We start from the raw sequence: 19,367 nt of genomic DNA on the forward strand, positions 1-19,367 counted from the left end.
TGCTACGTCGCCCGGCCGAGTGGCGAAAATCCCAAACATGAAGGTTTTCCTGTTTTCTGATCCGTTGCGCTAGAGGATCCCGGTCGACGGGCGTCGCGGTTTGTGCGGGCGTGCCGGTTCGGCTCCGATGCAGTCGCGCCCCTGGCGACAGGCGCCTCTGGGCAGCGTCGTGGAGGAATCTCAAACCCGCCCCGCTGCCTCGTCGTGCGAAGGAGGCGCCAGCCGGACGAGGCTGATGCTCAGGGCCATGCCGACGGCGAGACAGAAGGCGATGCAAAGGACGGCGACGATGAGCGCCTGCGTGAGGGCGGCCGGATCGGTTCGCGTACCCAGCACCTGGTAGAAAATCCCACCGATCACCGCGACGCTGAGCGCGGTGCTGACTTGGAGAGTCGAGCTGGCGATGCCGGCGATCATGCCGGAAAAGGCCAGCGCGACCCGGCCCGTCACCATCGCCATCAAGGTCGGCAGCGCCAGCCCCTGTCCGAAGCCGACGACGAACAAGATCGCGGCGAGCGGCACGGGCGCGGGATGCACGCTGGTGAATGTCGCCGCGAGGAGCCCGGCCAGGCCCAGGAACCCGACAACTTCTAGCCCCATGCCGATCGGATTGACATAGGCGCCGAAGAGCCGCCGGCAAAACGGCGTTGACAGTGGGCCTAACAGGAAGCCAGCTCCAAACGGCAGGAAGGCAAGGCCGGCCTGCAGCGGGGTCACCTGCAGTGCGCCCTGTAGATAGACCGAGAACAGCAGGAAAAAGCTGCCGATCGAATAGAACAACAGCGCGATCAGCAGCGCGAGGCCTAGTCCCGGGGCCCGCAAGGCGCCCGGGTCGAGCAGGGGAGCGCCGCCCGCGCCTGCCAGCCAGGTTTCATGACGCCAGAACAGCCACGCCAGCAGCGGCACCGCGGCGAGCGACAGCCAGGACCAGAGCGGCCACCCGGCTTCCCGCCCCTCGATCAGCGGCACGAGCAGCGCACCGAGCGTCAGCATCGACAGCGCCACGCCGCCGAGATCCAGCCGGCGTGCGTCGCGCGCGCGCGTCTCCTTCAGCAGAGGAATGCCGAACAGCAGCACGAGCATCGCCACCGGCAGGTTGATCAGGAAGATCGCCCGCCACCCGAGCCCCATAAGATCGAGCGAGATCAGGACGCCGCCCAATGCCTGCCCGACCACCGCTGCCAAACCGAAGACCGCTCCATAGACGCTGAGGGCGAGCGGCTTCTCCCTCTCCGGGAAAATCGCCTGCACCGAGGCGAGCGCCTGGGGCGCCATCACGGCGGCCGTAATGCCCTGCAGTGCGCGCCCGGCGACCAGCACCCAGGGCGACCCCGCCAAGCCGCACAGCGTCGAGGCGCCGGCAAAGCCGAGCAGGCCAAGAAAGAACATACGGCCGCGCCCGAACAGATCGCCAAGCCGCCCTCCGGTGGTCAGCGTCACGGCATAAAGCGCGGCATAGGACGCAATGACGAGTTGCTCGGCGGAGAAGGAGGCGCCCAATTCCCCCCGGATCGAGGGAAGCGCCACATTGACGATGAAGAAATCGAGCGGCGGCAGGAACGCGCCGACGAGCAGGATGACGAACATCGTCCAGCGCTGCGGCTCGAGCAGAGCATCACCGTCCCGGACCGTAGCGGCCGCAAGGGCCGTGGCTTCACATCTTGTCGCGCTCATCACTGTATTTCCGTTCTTGAGCTTGGATTTTGCTGCCGCCGATCCCTTCAGGCCGGCCCCATCGGTAGCGAGAGCCGCAGCCATCCGCGCATGGGCCAGCTCACGCACCGGCACCCACGGCTGGCGCGGCGGAGGCCGACGCAAACAAGGGCCGGTGCGCTCGCCGGCTGTGGGATGAGGCGAATGTAGGCGATTGGATTTGTTCGATAACTGACAGTACCGTACGATCTCCGTTCATTTCTGTGGGGGAAGCGATGGAGTGGAGCGACGTCAGGATCTTTCTGGCCATAGCCCGTGCCGGCACGCTGGGCGCCGCCGCCCGCGCGCTTGATCTCAGCCATCCCACTATCGGGCGGCGCCTTCGGGCGCTCGAACAGGCCACCGGACATGCGCTGTTTCAGAGAACCGCCGACGGTTTCGTTCTGACGGACGAGGGCCATGCCGTCATCGCTCTCGCGGAACAGATGGAAGAGGGCGCGCTGGCCATGGAACGGCGGCTCGCCGGGCAGGCGCAGAACCTTCAGGGCACCTTGCGCATCTCTTCCGCCGACTGGTTCGGCGCCTATGTCCTGCCTCCCATCGTCGCCGACTATGCGAAGGCCTATCCTCATGTCGATGTCGAGATATTGACGGGCACGCGCTTGTTCAGCCTGGCGCAGCGGGAGGCCGACATTGCGTTCCGGATCGTCCCGTTCGACGCCCCCGATGTCGTGCAGCGGCGGCTGACCCGGCTGGTCTACGGAGCCTATGTCGCCCTGGGCTCACCCGAGCCGACCTATGGCGACGGCACCGGCTTCCGGCTCATCACCCATGACACCTCGACGGGCCAGTTCCCGGATATCGCCTGGCTGACCGAGAGCTTTCCCAACGCGAAACTCGTCCTGCGCTCGAACAATCGCAACGTGCAGGGGCGGATGTGCCGCGAGGGCATCGGCATCGCCGTCCTGCCGCGCGTCGTCGGCGACCAAATGGCGGGCCTGCGCCGCCTGGATCTGCCCTCGGAGCCTCCCGGACGCGACATCTGGATGGGCTATCACCGGGACATGAGGCGTCTTCAGCGCCTGCGCGCCTTCATCTCCACGGTGACCGATCATCTTACGCGAACACCGCTCCAACCGTGAACGCTGCCGCCGGCGACGTCGCCGGAGACGAGACATTGCCGGGAGCAGCAATTCTCCTATCTCCGCACGCGCGCTGAAATTATCACCCGGAACAGCTGCTGGGGCTCATCATGACGTCCCCGGCTCACTGAGGGCGGGAGATTTGGCCGCCTGGAGGCTACCGCAGCGCCACAGGACGGCGGCGGCGGCCGTGTTGGTCGCGAGACACAGGAACAACGCGGCACGGTAGGCATCGATCCAGGCAAAGTCCCTGGCCGCCTCGACGCTGGCCGGCAATTGCGCATCTACAGGGACATCGAAATGGCTTCCAAGCACGTGAAGGCTCGCCCCTTCGCGAACGCGCGCCGCGACCGCGCGCGCCGTTTCCAACGAAACCGGCGTGAACTGATCGAGATAGAATCCGAGCCGGCTTTCCAACGTTCCGAAAACGACGAGACCGGCAACGAGGCCGCCCAGAACGATGCCGGCATTCTCCGAAAGGTTGAGGACCGACGCCATTGTCCCCTCGGCGCCGCGCGCGGGCTTGGCCATGACATGAGCCGTCAACGCGGCGAGTGCTGCCATGTTCGCCGCGCCCATCAAGGACGCCGACGCGATGAACTGCCAGGGCGGCGCTCCCACGCCCAAAGGCATCGTGGCGAGGGCGGCTGCCGCCGTGGCGAGCAGACAGCCCACGGCGGTGCGGTGGGCACCCCAATAGGCCATTGCGGTTCCTCCAAGGAGGCAGCCGGCGGTGGATGCGGCCTGACATGGCAGCATCAGCCAAGCCGTTTCGGACAGGCCGACATCAAACCGGTACTGCAGCAGGAGGGTGGCGAAAAACAGAAGATCGATGGTGCGCATCAAAAAGAACGCGATGAGCCCCCGCCATGCGGCCGCGAGATGCGACAACCCCGTTGCGATCATGAGGCGGAAGCGCGCCATGTGGGTTCGCGTCAGAAACACTATTCCCGCCGCCGTGCCGAGCGCAGCCAGGGCCGCTTGAAGCGGCGCCCCGACACCCAGCATCATAGCCGACGCTCCGATCAATGCCGTGACCACACCGGCCAGCAACGGAATGCTGAGCGTCCGCATCGGCAGGACCGACGGTGGCTCGGCAGGCACGCATGCAAGACTGGTCGCCAGTGCGAGCGCACCGAAGCCGCAGGACAAGGCCGGCAGCGCTCGCCAACTCCATTGGGTGGCCAGATCGGCGCCGAGCAAAGGGGCGATGATGAAAACCGCCGGTGCGACAGCGGCGTACAACCCGTACATGAGCCCGCGCCGAGGATGCTGACTGAAGCTACGCTCGAGCAGCGCCAGCGACGCGATCGACATGGTCGTTCCGGCAGCTCCTTCCATGGCCCGCCCCAGAAGGAGTGTAGGCAGGCCAGTTGAAAGCGCGGACAGCAGGGTGCCGAGACAGAAAAGCGCGGCGGCGGCCGCGATGAGCCGCCGACTGCCAAATGCCTGGGCGAGCCGGCCCGCGACGAAAACGATCACCAGCGCCGCCGCCGTCGGCATGAGCTGCACGGCATTGATCTGGTCGATCGACAGCCCAAGATCCCGCTGAAGCGCCAGCACCGTGAAGTCGTAGGTGGCAAAGGAGAGCTGCGCCGGCACGATTGCGACCGCGGCCACGAAAAAGTTGCGTGTCAGAGATGGGGTTTGGCTCATGAGGCGGTGGCCATTTGAAGTCTGAGCAGGCGGCGCAATTCGCGGCATTGCTGCTCGATTGTCCCGAGTGTGTGGGGCGCGAACACTACCTCGCCGACGACGCGGTCCGCCGGCCCCTCTTCGCCCAGCCGGTCGCCGGGACCGCGTGTCAGGACGCAGTCGACGGTGCGCATGTCGGCGTGAAGGTCGCTTGCGTCGATCTGCTCGATGGTGCCGCATGTGGCGGCGCGCAGCATCAGGCCGACCAGCGGCCGGCGTGCGGAAGCCTTACGAAGCGGCCTCCCTTCGGCGAAGTCGACAGCGTCGCGCAGGATGTCGCGGCCCAGAGCATGGCGGGTCAGGCGAGGCAGGCAATCACCGCCGGGCCGTGGCGCGATCTCGAGCAAAACGGCGTGTGTCCCCGACAGGATGAAATCGGCGGTGCATAAGGCGCGCTGCAACCCGAGAGCACGGGCGGCATCGCGCAGCTGCAGCGCGATCAGATCCTCATCCAGTTCGGCGGGCGTGACGTACGCCAGGGTCTCACCGAAATCGGCGCCTGTTTTATCCAATACTTTGCGAGAGGTGCGCAGAACGGTGACCGTCTCGCCGTCGACGACGAAGTCGGCACTGAATTCCGGGCCTGCGACACAGGCCTCGATCAGCAGCGACGTGCGGGCATCGAAGCCCGCGTCGCCGTCACCGACCCGGGGCGCGAATAAGCGGTCTTCTGATCGAGCGAGGCGATGCTGAAGATTGGCAAGCGCGGCGACGCACGCGGCCGGCGAGGCGGCGGATGTCGTGAACGCGCCGCCGCTGCCCGTTCGGGGCTTCAGGACCACGGGCCCCAGCGCGGCAGAAAGGCGCCGCGCCTCGTCGGGCGACTGTGCGATGCCGCCGGCAGGGCAGGCAATTCCGTGCGCCTGCCACAGGCGTTTCGCCTGGTATTTGTCGCGGCACGCGGCGACCGCCGTGGGGGACGGATAGGCCAGTCCCGCTTCGCGTGCCAGCATGGCGGCAAGCGGCAGGGACTCGCAGTCGAAACAGGTCAGCCCCGAAAGGCCGGATGCGTGAGCCGGCAGCCCGCTTTCGAGAGCCTGCCGCGCCGCTCCCGTGTCCCGGAGATCGGCGATGACTTCATGTTCCGGCGCGCGAAAGGCGCTTCGCGTGCGCTCCGCGCGGTCGGTAAGGAAGATAAGGCGCCCCGGCAGGAGCGCTTCGAGAGCGGCGATATAGTCGCCTGTCGTGCCGACAATGAGAACCTTAGGTGCCGACACGGGCGTTTCGCTTGGTGACCAGCTGGTACTGGCGATGCGGCGACAGCTTGAAATGCCGTTTCCACGGAAAATCGCCGGCCATGAAATCGACACTGGCCAGACGTTGCCGGCAGGCCTGCTCCATGTGATGCAGGTTGATGAGTTTCGCGATGCCCCGAAACTCACTGTCGGTTGCACCCGCCAGCAAGGTGTGGGTGCCCCGATAGATGCAACCGACATCGATCGCGGCGGGACGGCCGTCTATCAGTGCGCTGGTCACGCGGAGCCAGCCTTTGCCACGCAGCATGGAGACGACATCGTCGAATGCCGCCCGAAAGCGGGGCTCATGGAAATAGGAGTCCGCTCCGAACGTCGTCACGTTCATCTCGATCAGCCGTGCATAGTCGGATGCCGCGTCATATCGATAGGTGACAGCCGCCTTGAGCGCGTCAAGATCGGCATCAGCGGATTTGAACCGCTTGGCCGGGAGACTGGCCAGATAGCGGTCGAAACAGAAATCGTAATGCGCCGGAAAAAACAGATAGCTGGTCTCATCCTCCTCCAGCGCGATGCGAGGGCCGGAGGAGAAAGTGAGGTAGCGCAGGTCAAGGATGTCCGGTGCCGCCTGGATTAGTCGGTCGAGCGAGGGTCCGTCGGATGCGGCAAGCCGGTTGCGCTCCAGCCAGGTTCTTCCCCGCCAGCGCTCCCCGGGAAAATAGACGGCTGAGCTGGCCTCCGAGCCAACGCTGAGAGGCAGAAGAGCGCTGTGCCCGCTTTCTTCAACCGTCAAAAAAAGCGGCGGGCAGGCGAAGTGCCGATGGAAACATTCCCGGAGGGCCCAAAGATCGAAGACAGTTTCCGGCGCAATGGCCCGCTCCCAGATCCGTTGGCAAGCGTCGATACGCGTCGTTGTCCGGACCGCCAGCATTCTGCTTCCCAGGAGCCGCTACCGAGGGCCGGTCTCAGGGCCGACATAGCGTCTCAGATTTTGATGGCGAGTACGTTAATGCAGCTTCAGTGCAAGATATAACGTCTGGTGGTTTGCGATCATCGACGGCGTCGACGTGCCCTCGATAGCCGACAATCCGGAGACCGACACGGGCGCCATCGTGCTCGACATCCGCTATGGCGATGAGCACCTGCTCGCTATGAGGCAGTGGTGGGTCCCGGTGGCCTATTGCTACCCGGCTCCGCCAAGCCTCCAGACAAGCCAAACGGCAACCGTCGATCAAAATTCCTCCGCCTGAATCAACAGGCCGGCCGGCCTAAAGGCGCAGCAGTCGTTCGGCGTTGCCGTGGCAGACCTTGGCGCGGACGTCGTCGCTGACGGGCGCAGCTTCGATGAAGTCGGCGGCGATGTGAGGATCCTCATAGGGATAGTCAACGGAGAACATCACGTTGTCTTCGCCCAGTGCCTGGATTGCCGCGATGAGCGCTACCGGGTCGCACACGCCCGAAGTCGTGATAGCGACGTTGCGCCTGATGATCGCCGAGGGAAGCGCGTCCGGCGCGAGCTTCTCGCCGAGGTCGAACTCGCGCCGGCTGTCGAGGCGCCACAGCAGGAAGGGCAGCGTCTCGCCCATATGGCCGAGAATGATCTTCACGCGAGGAAAGCGCGTGAGCGTGCCGCCGAAAACAAGCCGCAGCGCATGGGCGGCGGTTTCCGCGGTCCAGGCCCAGATCGGACCGCCAAGCTCGGGGCGATGAGCGAACATGGCGGGATGGTCGGCCATGGCGCCGGGATGCAGATAGACGGGGACATCGAGTTCCTGCACACGCTCCCAGAAAGGGAGGTACTGGTCTTCGTCGAGGTAATGTCCATTGGTCTGGCCGTTGATGAGCGCTCCCCGGAAGCCGAGATCCCTCACGGCCCGCTCAAGTTCGGTCGCCGCCGCCTCGGCGTCCTGCAGGGCGAGATGGGCGAAGCCGGCATAGCGATCCGGCCGCTTCTGCACCTCGCGGGCGAGGAGATCATTGGCATGGCGCGCGAGCCGGACCGCCTCCTCCGTATCGCGGACGCCCTGAACCCCCGGTGTGGTGACGGAGAGCACCATCAGCTCGATGCCGGTCCGGTCCATCATCTCGAGCCGAAGCTCATCGAAATCGACGAGGCGTCGTTCCACATCGGCGAAGATGGCGTCGCTCTGCGTCGGTCGCGCCACGTAGTTTGCAAGCTCGGGCGTGGTGAAATGCTCTTCGAGCGCGATCTTGCGCATGTGCCCGCTCCTCTGTGATTGCCGGTCGAATGGCGCCGCGCGATCGGTTACGGCTTGGGAGCGGGGCACGCCATGGCGGGGGACGTGGTGATCTTGAGCTGTTCCATCATGAATTCGGCGTTGCTCTTGGAATCGGCCAGCAGGGCGCCCGACCAGTAAGCCGTCTTGCAGGTGGCGGCGTCGCAATCGCCGCCGGCTGTCTGCCATTCGCCCGTGCGGACCACGTCGCAGGCGCAGATCGCCTTGTCGGGGTTGGCGGGATCGACGGTGCAGATCTTATTGAGGCAATTCGACCAGGGAGTGCCGCTCTCGCATTTCAGCCCCTTCTTGCCGTGCTCGAACTGGGTCAGCGCGAACTGCGAATAGACGGTGCGGATACCCTCCGCGTCTGTGCTCGGCTGGACCGTGTCACAGGCGACCGTCGCGAGGTTTGGGCCCTCCTGGACCTCGCAAACGCAGATTGACACATCCGGGTTTCCCGGCTGCGGGACGCAGGGCGCCGAGGTGCAGAGAGCGAATTGCTGATGGCAGAGATAGTTCGTCGCCGCTGCGGGCGGCACGAGGCCGAGGATGGTGGCCATACCCAGAATGGCGAGCCCAAAACCCAACATCATTGAGCGCATGACACCCCCCAATCAGTTTTCATTCTGGGTCTCTGCCCGCTTCAAGCACCTGTACCATGAAAACTCGCGGCGATCTGCCACCCGACCCGCCGGCGTGTCAGAGCTGCTTGTTGAGGATTTCGTCCGGAAGGTCGCGCAGCCCCCTGCGCATCGGTTGTTCGACGTGCTCCAACCACCGGATCGCCAGACGTCCCCCGCTCCCATCACCCTCGTCACCATGCGGCCTGCGGAGTTTTCTGGAACAGGTCTAGACCGGTATCTTGCTATGCCCGACAATGGGGCAGGACGTGAGGAGGAAATCCTCCGGGGGAACGCCGATGTTTGACAGACGACACGTGCTCAAGGCGGCGGGGGCCGCGGCCTTGGGGTTGGGCGCGGGCAGCCTTTGGCCGCGGGGAATGCCGGCCTTCGCCGCCGATAGCGTCACGCTTCCCTTCGGCAATGGCGAGCGCCCCCTGGTCAGCTATCCCGGCAAGCGCCCGATGATCGGCCTCACCGCGCGTCCGCCGCAGTTGGAAACCCCGTTTTCGGTGTTCAACGAAGGCGTCATCACGCCGAACGATGCGTTCTTCGTCCGCTATCATCTTGCCGACATCCCGCTCGATATCGACCCGGACGCGTTCCGCCTGCAGGTCTCCGGCACCGTCTCGACCCCGCTCTCGCTCTCGCTTCGCGACCTGAAGGAGAATTTTCCCGCCAGCGAGATCGTCGCGGTCAACCAGTGCTCCGGCAACAGCCGCGGCTTCGTCGAGCCGCGCGTCGCGGGGGGACAGCTCGGCAATGGCGCCATGGGCAATGCCCGCTGGCGCGGCGTGCCGCTCAAGGCGGTTCTGGAGAAGGCAGGACTGGCGGCCAATGCGCAGCAGGTGTCCTTCGCCGGCCTCGACGGTCCGGTCATCCCCGAGACGCCGTCCTTCGCCAAGGCGCTGGATGTCGGCCACGCGATGGATGGCGAGGTGATGCTCGCCTATTCGATGAACGGCACCGACCTCCCCTGGCTCAACGGCTTCCCGCTGCGCCTGGTGGTTCCGGGCTATTACGGCACCTACTGGGTCAAGCACCTCAACCGCGTCACCGTGCTCGACAAGGAGTTCGATGGCTTCTGGATGAAGTCCGCCTATCGCATTCCCGACAATGCCTGCGCCTGCACCGAGCCCGGACAGGCCGCCAAGACCACCATCCCGATCAACCGGCTCAATGTCCGCTCCTTCATCACCAATCTCGACACCGGTGCGCAGGTGAAGGCCGGCGAGGTCGCGCTGCGCGGCATCGCGTTCGATGGCGGCTTCGGCATCACGCAGGCGGCGGTCTCAACCGACGGCGGCCAAAGCTGGAGCAACGCCACGCTCGGCCAGGATCTCGGGCCGTATTCGTTCCGCGAATGGAAAGCGACGTTGCCGCTGGCGAAGGGCGAGCACGTCCTCATGTGCCGCGCCACCGATGGGCGGGGCCAGACCCAGCCGATGCAGGCGACATGGAACCCGGCCGGCTATATGCGCAACGTCGTCGAAGCCACGCGCGTCGTCGCGGTCTGAAGAGGGTGCCATGATCAACATCAGCACGAGACTGCTCGCCGGCCTGTTGCTCGCGGCCGCCCTCGCCGGAACCGCCAGTGCGAAGCCCCTCTCCTACGCGCTTCCCGACGAGACGGCGGAGCTGCGTCCGAGCCCGCAGCCAGGCTTCGAGGCCGCGCAGGGGAACTGCATGGTCTGCCATTCCGTGGACTACATCAACACCCAGCCCCCCGGCAAAGGCGCCGCCTTCTGGCAGGCCGAGGTGCAGAAGATGATCCATGTCTATCATGCGCCCGTGAGCGAGGAGGACGCCAAGGCCATCGCGGACTATCTCGCCACGACATACTGAGCCGGCAATAAAGGCGGATTGGTTCACCTCCCACGCGTAAGCCGCATGGACCTTTCCGCCCCGCCCTCGCCCTCGCTTCAGGACGACATCGCCCCACCACACTCACATCGCCTCTCGACAGGCGTCGATATGCGGGTATATACACGCACCATGAGTTCACCCTGCTACTGCACGCTGCTGCGCAAGGCGACCCGGCGCCTGGGCGCCGCCTATGACGAGGTGCTGGCCCCGTTCGGCGTCAACATCGCCCAGTTCTCGCTGCTGCGCATGATCATGCGCAACGGGCCGATCAGCCTAACCGAGCTCGGCAAGATCGCCGAGCTGGACCGCTCGACGGTTGGCCGCAATGTGCGGGTGATCGAGCGCATGGGGCTGGTGAAGACCGGGCGCGGTGCGGATGACCAGAGGGAGGCCGTGGTGACCCTGACGCCGCACGGCAAGCAGGTCCATGAGGAAGCAACCCCGCTCTGGGAAGAATGCCAGCGTGGCATCGAAGACCGGTTGGGACGCGACAAGATCCACGCCTTGCAGGACATTGTGAGCGCTATCTGACAGCACCTGCCATCACGGCTTTATCACATCAAAACGGGCATATACCCACAGACAGGAATTCTGGCGATGACTGCCCCGTCCGACCTCCCCCGCCCGGCCTATCCCTTCGCCGGCTTCCTTGCGCCGCACGGCATTCATTATGGCTGGGTCGTCGCGGGCGTGACCTTCCTCACCATGCTGGTCACCGCCGGCGCGGTCGGCGCGCCCGGCGTGCTGATCGGGCCGCTGGAGCGTGAGTTCGGCTGGGCCACCGCCGACATCTCCACGGGGTTCGCGATCCGCCTCGTGCTGTTCGGGCTGATGGGCCCGTTTGCCGCCGCCTTCATGAATCGCTTCGGCCTGCGGCCGGTGGCAACCGTCGCGCTCGCTCTCATCGGGCTCGGCGTGTTCGGGTCGTTCTTCATGACGAAGGTGTGGCACCTCATGCTGCTGTGGGGCGTGGTGGTCGGCTTCGGGACCGGGCTCACCGCCATGGTGCTGGGCGCCACGGTGGCGACGCGCTGGTTCGCCCAGCGTCGCGGCCTCGTACTGGGGCTGCTCACCGCCAGCACGGCAACCGGTCAGCTCGTGTTCCTGCCGCTGCTCGCCCAGCTTACCGAGACGCTCGGCTGGCGCACCGCCTTGTCGCTCATTCTGGCCATGCTGCTGGTGGCGGCCGTCGCCGTCCTCGCCCTGCTGCGCGACAGGCCGTCGGATATCGGGCTGCTGCCCTATGGCGCCAGCCAACAGACGGCCAATCCCGCACATCCCACCACCTTCGGGGCCATGCTGGCCTCGCCCCTGCTGGCACTGCGCGACGCCTCGAAATCCGCGACCTTCTGGGTGCTGTTCGGCACCTTCTTCGTGTGCGGGGCCTCGACCAACGGCCTCGTGCAGACGCATTTCGTCTCCCTCTGCGGCGATTACGGCATGGCGGCGGTGACGGCGGCCAGCATGCTGGCGCTGATCGGGGTGTTCGATTTCATCGGCACGGTCGGCTCGGGCTGGCTGTCCGACCGCTTCGACAGCCGCTGGCTGCTGTTCTGGTATTATGGCTTGCGGGGCCTGTCGCTGCTCTATCTGCCGTTCAGCGATTTCAGCTTCTACGGCCTGTCGATCTTCGCGGTGTTCTACGGCCTCGACTGGGTCGCCACCGTGCCGCCCACGGTGAAGCTCACCGCCGACCGGTTCGGTGACCGCGCCAACCTCGTCTTTGGCTGGATCTTCGCCGGCCACCAGCTCGGTGCCGCCTCGGCCGCCTACGGCGCCGGCTTCAGCCGCACCTTCTACCAGACCTATCTGCCCGCCTTCTTCGTCGCCGGCGTGCTCTGCCTTGTCGCCTCCCTCGCCATCGTCGCCGTGCGCGAGCGCGCCCCGGGCGAGATGGCTGGCGCCCCCGTGTGAACGCCCCCGCGGCATCATCACCCCCTGGCGCGCGACGCGCGCTGAGGAAGACCGATCCATGACCGAAGCCGCCGCCGAACCTGTCGTCGATCACCGCACGCGGCGGCTGCTTGAAGCGCCGATCCTGCCATTGCTGATCCGCCTCGCCTGGCCCAACGTGCTGATCATGCTGGCGCAGGCCTCGGCCGGGCTGATCGAGACCTGGTGGGTCGCCAAGCTCGGCACGGACGCGCTGGCCGGCATGGCGCTGGTGTTCCCGGCGGTGATGCTGATGACGACGATCTCCGCCGGGGCGATCGGCGGCGGCATCTCCTCGGCGGTGGCGCGCACGCTGGGCGCCGGCCGGCGCGAGGCGGCGGATGCGCTGGTGCTTCACGCCGTGGTGGTGAACATCGTGTTCCCGCTCGGCTTTTCCGCGCTGTTCCTGCTGTTCGGCCGGCCGATCTATTCCTTCCTCGGCGGCTCCGGCGGCGAGTTGGAGGCGGCGCTGATCTATTCCAACATCGTCTTCGCCGGCAATGTGCTGACCTGGCTGATGAACGGGCTGGCCAGCGTGATACGCGGGACGGGCAACATGCTGTTTCCGGCGGTCGTCACCTGCGTCGGCGTGCTGCTGCTGATCCCGATGTCCCCCGTGCTGATCTTCGGCCTGGGGCCGGTGCCGGGCTTCGGCATTGCCGGCGGAGGGCTGGCACTGGTCGCCTATTACGCCGCCGGCACGCTCGCAATGGCCTGGTACATCCTCTCCGGCCGAAACCCCGTGCGCTTCCGCTGGGTGCGGCTGCAATGGACGCCGCTGGCGGGCATCTTGCGCGTGGGCGCCCTGTCCGCCCTCCAGTCGATCCAGACCAATGTGATCATCGCCGGTTCGACAGCCCTGGTCGCCAGCCATGCCGGCATGAACGCGGTCGCCGGCTTCGGCACGGGCGTGCGGCTCGAATATCTGCTGATCCCGCTGATCTTCGGCATCGGCGCACCGATGGTGGCGATGGTCGGCACCAATATCGGCGCGGGACGGCGCGACCGTGCGCTCAGCATCGCGCTTTCCGGCGCCGGCCTCGCCTTCCTCGTCACTGAGACCATCGGGCTGGCCGCCGCGCTTTTTCCCGAGGCGTGGCTGGCCCTGTTCAGCGCCGAGCCGGCGATGATCGAGGCCGGCAGCGCCTATCTGCGCATTGTCGGGCCGTTCTACGGCTTCTTCGGCATCGGCCTCTCGCTGTATTTTGCGGCACAGGGCGCGGGCCGGCTATTCTGGCCGCTTGCCGGCGGCTTCCTGCGCGTGATCATCGCGCTCGCCGGCGGCTGGTTCGCCCTGCGATGGACCGGCGCGCTATCCGGCCTCTTCGTTGCCCTCGCCCTCGCCCTCTTCACCTATGGGCTCACGGTCCTCGCGGCGGTACGCTCCGGCCTCTGGCTGCGCTAGGCAGCAAGCGAAACGCCTGTCGGCGGCTCGGCTTGACATTACGTGTATATGCACTTAACTGTCTCTCATGACTTCTGCCGATATCACATCGTCGCCTGCCCTCATCCAGGAAGTGGGGCGCACCTGCCTCTGCCGGCGCGTGCAGCGCGCCAGCCGAAATGTGGGCCGCCAGTTCGATGACGCTTTCCGCCCGGTCGGCATCAACAACTGGCAGTTCACCATGTTGATGACGCTGGCGGCGCAGGCATCGCGAACCGTCAACCAGATCGCTGCCGACCTCGGCATGGATCGCACCACCACGACCAAGAATCTGCGCCCTCTCGAACGGCGGGGTCTTGTCGCGATCCGAACGGACGACAAGGACGGCCGCGTGCGCCGGGTCAGCCTGACCGAATCCGGCGACCAGTTGCTCGCGGTGGCGCTCGAGGAATGGCGGGTGGTCAATGATCGCCTCGCCGCCGCACTGACGCCAGCGCAGCTGGAGGCGCTGCGGACCGCGCTGGAGGCCGTTGCCAGGAGCTGAAGGAAGCGAGGAGGGAGATATAAGAGCCTCCATCCTCATCTCATTCATTTACGTGCATATACACTTTAAATTTCCGATCGATGCCCGAGACAAATGATCAAGGCTCGGACATCGGGAGCGTGGCGGCCGGGGATGCCCCCTCCCGGCCGCCGCAACCTCAGCACGCCCTGTCAGCCTTACCCGAGCGGGAGCCGGACGCATGCGCTTCAAGAAGACCTTCATGATTTCCGCAACGCTGCTGCTGGCCATCGGTGTCGGTGTCGCCGTCTTCGCGCGCTCCGGAACCGTCACTGCTGCGCCGGAGGACCCGCGCACCGAGCCGCCGCTGGTCCGCACCGCGCAGGCACGCCCGGCGACGGCGTCCGAGCGGGCGTTCACCGGCACCGTCGCCGCGCGCGTGCAGAGCAACCTCGGCTTCCGCGTCAACGGCAAGATCGTCGAACGTCTGGTGGATGTCGGCGAACGCGTTTCTGCCGGGCAGGCGCTGATGCGTATCGACCCGAAAGACCTCGAACTCGCCCGGAACGCCCGTGATAACGCGGTGACGGCGGCGCAGGCGCAATTGGATCAGGCGCAGGCAGACGAGGTGCGCTACAGCCGCCTCGTCGCCGATGGCTGGACACCGAAGCAGCGCTACGAGCAGGCGAAGGCGGCGGCGGACACGGCCCTCGCGCAGCTCGATTCCGCGCGAGCCCAGGCGGAAGTTGCCCACAACGAGACCGGCTATGCCGTACTGCGCGCTGATGCCGACGGCACGGTGATGGAAACGCTCGGCGATCCGGGACAGGTCGTGGCGGCCGGCCAGGTGGTGGTCCGCCTCGCCCATGCCGGTGCGCGGGAGGCTGCGGTCAATCTGCCGGAAACCGCCCGCCCCGCCCTCGCCAGCCGCGCGCAGGCGCAGGTCTATGGCATGGCCGGAGGGCGGTCGCCGGCCCAGCTGCGCCAGCTCGCCGATTCCGCCGACCCGGCCACCCGCACCTATGAGGCGCGCTATGTGCTGGAAGGTGACGCGGCGCAGGCGCCCCTCGGCGCGACGGTAACCGTCTGGTTGCCCCGCAGCGATCCGGCCGCCGAGGCGGAAACGGAGATCCCCCTCGGTGCGCTCCTCGACGACGGGCGCTCCAGCAGCGTGTGGGGGCTCCGTGCCGACACGTCGACCGTTAACAAGCGCCCGGTTGCCGTCCGCCGCCTCGGCAAGGAAACCGCCATTGTCACTGGCCTTGCCGCCGGCGAAACCGTCGTCGCGCTCGGTGCCCATCTCCTGCATGAAGGCGACCGCGTGCGCGGGGCACAGACCGAGGCTGCAGCGCAATGACCGGTTTCAACCTTTCGGCGCTGGCAGTCCGCGAGCGGGCGGTGACGCTGTTCTTCCTCATCGCCATCGCGCTGGCGGGCACCTTCGCCTTCCTGAATCTCGGCCGGGCCGAGGACCCCACCTTCACCGTCAAGACGCTCACCGTCACTGTCGCCTGGCCCGGCGCCACGGCGCCGGAGATGCAGGAGCTCGTCACTGAGCCTTTGGAAAAGCGGCTGCAGGAGCTGCGCTGGTATGACCGCGTCGAAGCGCTGATCCGCCCCGGCCTCGCCTTCCTCACAGTGACCTTGCGTGACGACACGCCGCCTGCCGAGGTTCCCGAGCAGTTCTACCAGGCGCGCAAGAAGATGGGCGACGAGGCGCGAAACCTGCCGACAGGTGCCCTCGGCCCTTTCGTGAACGACGAATATTCCGACGTCACCTTCGCCCTTTATGCGCTGCGGGCGCCCGGCCTGGCGCCGCGCCTACTGGTGCGGCAGGCGGAAGCGATCCGCCAGCAATTGCTGCATGTTCCCGGCGTCAACAAGGTGAGCATTCTGGGCGAGCGGCCGGAGCGCATTTTCGTTGAATTCTCTTATCCCCGGCTCGCGACGCTGGGCATCTCGGCACAGGATGTCTTCACCGCGCTGGCGCGGCAGAACGCGATAACGCCGGCCGGTTCGATCGACGCGGACGGGCCTCAGGTGATCGTGCGCCTCGAAGGGGCCTATGACGACCTGCAGAAGATTCGCGACACGCCGGTGACGGCGGGCGGGCGCACCCTGAAGCTCGCCGATATCGCCGAGGTCGAGCGCGGCTATGAGGACCCGCCGTCCTTCCTCATCCGCAACCAGCGGGAGCCGGCACTGGCGCTCAGCGTCGTCATGCGCACGGGCTGGAACGGGCTGGACCTCGGCAAGGCGCTGGAGGCGGAAACGGGAAAGATTGTCGGCGCGCTCCCCCTCGGCATCACGCTGGCCAAGGTGACCGATCAGGCGGTGAACATAACCGAATCCGTCAACGAGTTCATGCTGAAGTTCTTCATGGCGCTGGGCGTGGTGCTGCTGGTGAGCCTCGTCAGCCTCGGCTGGCGGGTAGGCATCGTCGTCGCGGCCGCCGTGCCGCTCACTCTGGCGGCGGTCTTCGTCATCATGCTGGAAACCGGCCGCTTCTTCGACCGCATCACCCTGGGCGCGCTCATCCTCGGGCTCGGCCTGCTGGTTGACGATGCCATCATCGCGATCGAGGTGATGGTGGTGAAGATGGAAGAGGGCATGGACCGCATCGCGGCGGCGGCCTATGCGTGGAGCCACACCGCCGGGCCGATGCTGTCGGGCACGCTGGTGACCATCATCGGCCTCATGCCGGTGGGCTTCGCCCATTCCACGGCGGGCGAATATGCCGGCAACATCTTCTGGATCGTCGCCTTCGCGCTCATCGTCTCCTGGGTCGTCGCTGTCGTCTTCACGCCCTATCTCGGCGTCAAGCTGCTGCCCGACATCGCGCCGATTCCTGGCGGCCACCACGCCATTTACGATACGCCGGGCTATCGCCGGCTGCGCGCCATCATCTCCTGGGCCGTGCGGCGCCGATTCCTCGTCGCCGGAGCGGTGGTGCTGCTCTTCGCCGTGTCGGTCGTCGGCATGGGCAAGGTGCGCCAGCAGTTCTTCCCGGTTTCCGACCGGCCGGAGGTGCTGGTCGAGGTGCGCATGCCGGAAGGCACCAGCATCGACGTCACCCAGAACGCGGTGAAGCAGGTCGAGGACTGGCTGCACGCACAGAAAGAAGCCGAGATCGTCACCTCCTATATCGGCCAGGGGGCGCCGCGCTTCTTTCTTGCCATGTCGCCGGAGCTTCCCGATCCCGCCTTCGCCAAGATCGTCATCCTCACCCCGAATGCCGAGGCGCGCGAGGCGCTCAAGCTGCGGCTGCGGCAGGCGGTGTCCGACGGGCTGGCTCCGGCCGCCTATCTCAGGGTGACGCAGCTCGTCTTCGGGCCCTATACGCCCTTCCCGGTCGAATTCCGCCTGCGCGGGCCGGATGCCACCGTGCTGCGCGGCATTGCCGACGAGGCGCTTGCCCTCATGCGCGCCAACCCGCACACGCGGCAGGCCAACCAGGATTGGGGCCGGCGCACGCCGACCCTGCGCTTCGTGCTCGACCAGGACCGGCTGCGGCTCATCGGCCTGTCGCCGGCCGAGGCGGCGCAGCAGCTGCAATTCCTGCTCACCGGCGTGACGGTGACGCAGGTGCGCGAGGACATCCGCACCGTGGACGTGGTGGCGCGCAGCGCCGGCGAGGAGCGGCTGGACCCGGCGCGGCTGTCCGACTTCACCCTCACCTCGCGCGACGGCAAGCTCATCCCGCTCGACCAGATCGGCCATGCCGAGGTCCGCATGGAGGAGCCGATCCTCAAGCGCCGCGACCGCGTGCCGACCATCACTCTGCGCTCGGATATCGCGGAAGGCCTTCAGCCGCCGGAAGTCTCGAAGGAACTGATCGCCGCCTTCCAGCCGCTGATTGGCCGCCTGCCGGAAGGCTACAGCCTGGAGATGGCCGGCTCGATCGAAGAGGCCGGCAAGGCCAATGTCGCGCTCGCCGCCGTCTTCCCGCTGATGCTCACCTTGATGCTGGCGGTGATCATGCTGCAGGTGCGCTCCTTTTCCGCCACCGCCATGGTCATGCTCACCGCCCCGCTGGGCCTCGTCGGCGCGGTGCCGACGCTGCTGGTCTTCAACCAGCCCTTCGGCTTCAACGCCATTCTCGGGCTGATCGGTCTTGCCGGGATTCTCATGCGCAACACGCTGATCCTTATCGGCCAGATCCACACCAACCAGGAAGAAGGGCTCGATCCCTATCAGGCGGTGGTAGAGGCGACGGTGCAGCGCGCCCGGCCGGTCATCCTCACCGCGCTCGCGGCGGTGCTGGCCTTCATCCCGCTGACCCATTCCGTCTTCTGGGGTTCGCTCGCCTATACGCTGATCGGCGGCACGGCGGTGGGCACGGTGCTGATTCTCATCTTCCTGCCCGCCTTGTACGCCATCTGGTTCCGCGTGCAGCCCATCGCGTCGCCCGCGGCGGCCCCGGGCGCCCCGCCCGCCGTCGATGGCCGTGCCGTCGCCGCCGGCGAATGATCGCAGTCCTTCTTTGTATCAATTCTTATCAAGGGCTTCCCCAGCGACACCTCGCGACAATGAGGAGGGCGCCCGGCACGCTTCTGCGACACCGGCCGCCTAGCGTTTCCCGGTCGACAAACGCCCGCCGCCGCCCTCGCCGGAAGCCTCCGTCCCTCCCGGCTCGTGCGGCATGCACCGTTTCTCCAGCCGGGAGTCCATCATGGTCCAGCTCACCGTCAACGGGCAGACGCACGACATCGAGGCCGAGCCCGACACGCCGCTTCTGTGGGTGCTGCGCGAGCAGGTCGGCCTTACCGGCACCAAGTTCGGCTGCGGCATCGCCCAGTGCGGCGCCTGCACGGTCCATATTGACGGCGTGGCGACGCGCTCCTGCGTGATGCCGCTCTCGGCCATCGAGGCCGGGCAGAAGATCGTCACCATCGAGGGGCTGTCGCCGGACGGCTCGCACCCGGTGCAGAAGGCCTGGCTGGCGCTCGAGGTTCCCCAGTGCGGCTACTGCCAGGCCGGGATGATCATGGCCGTCGCCAGCCTGCTGGAGACCAACCCGACGCCGAGCGACGACGACATCAACGCCGAGATCACCAATATCTGCCGTTGCGGCACCTATAACCGCGTCCGCGCCGCCATCCACATGGCGGCCGACGGCAAAGCCGGCTGAGGGAGCGCG

The 19,367-nt window shown here is 66.6% G+C and carries 16 protein-coding genes; 10 read left to right on the top strand and 6 right to left on the bottom strand.

Annotated elements, in window-relative coordinates:
• Window positions 1–180: 180 nt before the first annotated feature.
• Complete coding sequence (locus tag ACQY76_RS02875; RefSeq protein WP_428031415.1) at window positions 181–1,782, bottom strand: MFS transporter; 1,602 nt, start codon at window positions 1,780–1,782, stop codon at window positions 181–183.
• A gap of 146 nt (window positions 1,783–1,928) precedes the next feature.
• Between ACQY76_RS02875 and ACQY76_RS02880 the strand changes: the two genes are divergently transcribed.
• A complete protein-coding gene (locus ACQY76_RS02880) occupies window positions 1,929–2,795 on the top strand; it encodes a LysR family transcriptional regulator (RefSeq protein ID WP_428031416.1) in 867 nt (288 codons plus the stop codon).
• Between the two features lie 108 nt (window positions 2,796–2,903).
• On the opposite strand, the gene ACQY76_RS02885 is transcribed toward ACQY76_RS02880, so the two are convergent.
• The 5 genes from ACQY76_RS02885 to ACQY76_RS02905 all read right to left on the bottom strand — a co-directional run bounded on the left by ACQY76_RS02885 (window position 2,904) and on the right by ACQY76_RS02905 (window position 8,516).
• A complete protein-coding gene (locus tag ACQY76_RS02885; protein WP_428031417.1) occupies window positions 2,904–4,451 on the bottom strand; it encodes an MFS transporter in 1,548 nt (515 codons plus the stop codon).
• Window positions 4,448–5,707, bottom strand: a complete 1,260-nt coding sequence (locus ACQY76_RS02890) for an ATP-grasp domain-containing protein (protein WP_428031418.1) — start codon at window positions 5,705–5,707, stop codon at window positions 4,448–4,450. Before ACQY76_RS02890 ends, ACQY76_RS02885 begins: the two co-directional genes overlap by 4 nt.
• Window positions 5,694–6,614: a GNAT family N-acetyltransferase gene (locus ACQY76_RS02895; RefSeq protein WP_428031419.1), complete on the bottom strand. Its 921-nt coding sequence runs from the start codon at window positions 6,612–6,614 to the stop codon at window positions 5,694–5,696. Before ACQY76_RS02895 ends, ACQY76_RS02890 begins: the two co-directional genes overlap by 14 nt.
• 337 nt (window positions 6,615–6,951) lie before the next feature.
• On the bottom strand, window positions 6,952–7,902 hold the full coding sequence (locus ACQY76_RS02900) for an amidohydrolase family protein (RefSeq protein WP_428031420.1): 951 nt from the start codon (window positions 7,900–7,902) through the stop codon (window positions 6,952–6,954).
• 47 nt (window positions 7,903–7,949) lie between these two features.
• Window positions 7,950–8,516 (bottom strand): hypothetical protein, encoded by a 567-nt coding sequence (locus tag ACQY76_RS02905; RefSeq protein ID WP_428031421.1) that lies wholly within the window; start codon window positions 8,514–8,516, stop codon window positions 7,950–7,952.
• Between the two features lie 326 nt (window positions 8,517–8,842).
• Here ACQY76_RS02905 and ACQY76_RS02910 point away from each other — a divergent pair, with 326 nt between their 5' ends.
• The 9 genes from ACQY76_RS02910 to ACQY76_RS02950 all read left to right on the top strand — a co-directional run bounded on the left by ACQY76_RS02910 (window position 8,843) and on the right by ACQY76_RS02950 (window position 19,358).
• Window positions 8,843–10,060, top strand: a complete 1,218-nt coding sequence (locus ACQY76_RS02910; RefSeq protein ID WP_428031422.1) for a molybdopterin-dependent oxidoreductase — start codon at window positions 8,843–8,845, stop codon at window positions 10,058–10,060.
• 10 nt (window positions 10,061–10,070) lie between these two features.
• A complete protein-coding gene (locus ACQY76_RS02915; RefSeq protein WP_428031423.1) occupies window positions 10,071–10,388 on the top strand; it encodes a cytochrome c in 318 nt (105 codons plus the stop codon).
• Between the two features lie 150 nt (window positions 10,389–10,538).
• A complete protein-coding gene (locus ACQY76_RS02920) occupies window positions 10,539–10,940 on the top strand; it encodes a MarR family winged helix-turn-helix transcriptional regulator (protein WP_428031424.1) in 402 nt (133 codons plus the stop codon).
• Between the two features lie 66 nt (window positions 10,941–11,006).
• On the top strand, window positions 11,007–12,323 hold the full coding sequence (locus tag ACQY76_RS02925) for an MFS transporter (RefSeq protein ID WP_428031425.1): 1,317 nt from the start codon (window positions 11,007–11,009) through the stop codon (window positions 12,321–12,323).
• Window positions 12,324–12,381: 58 nt separating this feature from the next.
• Window positions 12,382–13,746, top strand: coding sequence for an MATE family efflux transporter (locus ACQY76_RS02930; protein ID WP_428031426.1), 1,365 nt, complete (start codon window positions 12,382–12,384; stop codon window positions 13,744–13,746).
• A gap of 67 nt (window positions 13,747–13,813) precedes the next feature.
• A complete protein-coding gene (locus ACQY76_RS02935) occupies window positions 13,814–14,269 on the top strand; it encodes a MarR family winged helix-turn-helix transcriptional regulator (protein ID WP_428031427.1) in 456 nt (151 codons plus the stop codon).
• A gap of 199 nt (window positions 14,270–14,468) precedes the next feature.
• Complete coding sequence (locus ACQY76_RS02940) at window positions 14,469–15,584, top strand: efflux RND transporter periplasmic adaptor subunit (RefSeq protein WP_428031428.1); 1,116 nt, start codon at window positions 14,469–14,471, stop codon at window positions 15,582–15,584.
• Entirely contained in the window at window positions 15,581–18,697 is a 3,117-nt protein-coding gene (locus ACQY76_RS02945; protein WP_428031429.1) for an efflux RND transporter permease subunit, read from the top strand. The genes ACQY76_RS02940 and ACQY76_RS02945 overlap by 4 nt, the downstream gene beginning before the upstream one ends.
• Before the next feature lie 202 nt (window positions 18,698–18,899).
• Entirely contained in the window at window positions 18,900–19,358 is a 459-nt protein-coding gene (locus ACQY76_RS02950) for a (2Fe-2S)-binding protein (RefSeq protein ID WP_428031430.1), read from the top strand.
• Window positions 19,359–19,367 lie beyond the last annotated feature (9 nt).

It is taken from the genome of Ancylobacter sp. (assembly GCF_965279025.1).
Lineage (GTDB): Bacteria > Pseudomonadota > Alphaproteobacteria > Rhizobiales > Xanthobacteraceae > Ancylobacter.